Genomic DNA, 1,200 nt, shown 5'->3' on the forward strand with positions numbered 1-1,200 from the left:
GTGTTCGCGTCATCGAGCGGCGATGGCGCCAACTGCCATGCGCTGTGCGAGGCCCTCGCCGGCAACGACCGGCTGGTGTCGCCGACGCGCTTCACGAATTCGGTGCACAACGCCGCGGCCGGCTACTGGCACATCGCCGTCACCGGCCGGGCCGCGTCGACCAGCCTGTGCGGCTTCGACACCAGCTTCGCGGCCGGGCTGATCGAAGCGGCCGGGCAACTGCATGGCTTGCCGTCGCAGCCGGTGCTGCTGGTCGCGAGCGACACGCCCTACCCCGAGCCGCTGCAGGCCACGCGGCCGCTGCCCGACAGCCTGGGCGTCGCGCTGGTGCTGCGGCCGACGGGCGATGGCGCCATCGCGCGGCTGGAAATCACGGCGCAGGCGCCGCAGCCGTCGACGCCATGCCGCGATGCCGGGCTCGAGGCGCTGCGCCAGCAGATCCCCGCGGCGCGCGCGCTGCCGCTGCTCGAATTGATTGCGCGCGGCGAAGCAGGCCGTGTCGCGCTCGACTGCCAGGCCGGCCTGTCGCTGCGCGTCGACATCCACCGCCCGTGATGAACGACGAGGCCCTGCTGCTCGACCACGCCGGCATCGCCGCGCTGATCCCGCACGCCGGATCGATGTGCCTGCTCGACGGCCTGCTGACCTGGGACGCGCAGACGATCCGCTGCCGCGCCACCGGCCACCGTGCCGCCGATCACCCGCTGCGCACCGCGTCGGGCCTGCTCGCCACCGCGGCGATCGAGTACGCAGCGCAGGCGATGGCGCTGCATGGCGCACTGCTCGCGCAAGCGACCGGCACGCCGGCCGCGCCGGGCTTTCTCGCGAGCGCGCGCGGCGTGCACTGCCACCGCCTGCACCTGCACGACCTGCCCGGGGCGCTGGAGGTCGTCGCCGAGCGCGTGGCCGGCGATGCGCACCAGCTGCTCTACGCGTTCCGCGTGCAGCATGCCGGCACGCCGGTGGCCGACGGGCGGGCCGCGGTCGTGCTCCACCCGGGAGAGACACCATGAGCGACACCCCTGCCCTGCGGCGCGCACTCGTCACCGGCGCCAGCGGCGACCTCGGCAGCGCGATCGCGCGCCGGCTGGCGCGCGACGGCTTCCATGTGATCCTGCATGCCAACTCGCGGCCCATGCCGTCGAGTTGCTGGCGCTGCAGCTGAACGCCGCGGGCGGCTCGGCCGAGGCGGTCTGCTTC

The 1,200-nt window shown here is 74.4% G+C and carries 3 protein-coding genes; all 3 read left to right on the forward strand.

Annotated features, from left to right (window positions below; genetic code table 11):
• Nucleotides 1–555 (forward strand): beta-ketoacyl synthase chain length factor (locus tag AC1D01_RS35585; protein ID WP_477874360.1); only part of this gene is annotated, 555 nt, incomplete at its 5' end.
• Entirely contained in the window at nucleotides 555–1,013 is a 459-nt protein-coding gene (locus tag AC1D01_RS35590; RefSeq protein WP_477874362.1) for a hotdog family protein, read from the forward strand. The genes AC1D01_RS35585 and AC1D01_RS35590, both read left to right, overlap by 1 nt.
• A complete protein-coding gene (locus AC1D01_RS35595; protein WP_477874364.1) occupies nucleotides 1,010–1,165 on the forward strand; it encodes a hypothetical protein in 156 nt (51 codons plus the stop codon). Before AC1D01_RS35590 ends, AC1D01_RS35595 begins: the two co-directional genes overlap by 4 nt.
• The last annotated feature ends 35 nt before the right edge of the window (nucleotides 1,166–1,200 follow it).

This window comes from Rhizobacter sp. P3_B12 (assembly GCF_056402895.1).

Excerpts from the sequence above, each read along its gene's own strand:
- AC1D01_RS35590 (WP_477874362.1), top strand. The coding sequence starts at position 555 with ATGAACGACGAGGCCCTGCTGCTCGACCACGCCGGCATCGCCGCGCTG.
- AC1D01_RS35595 (WP_477874364.1), top strand. The coding sequence starts at position 1,010 with ATGAGCGACACCCCTGCCCTGCGGCGCGCACTCGTCACCGGCGCCAGC.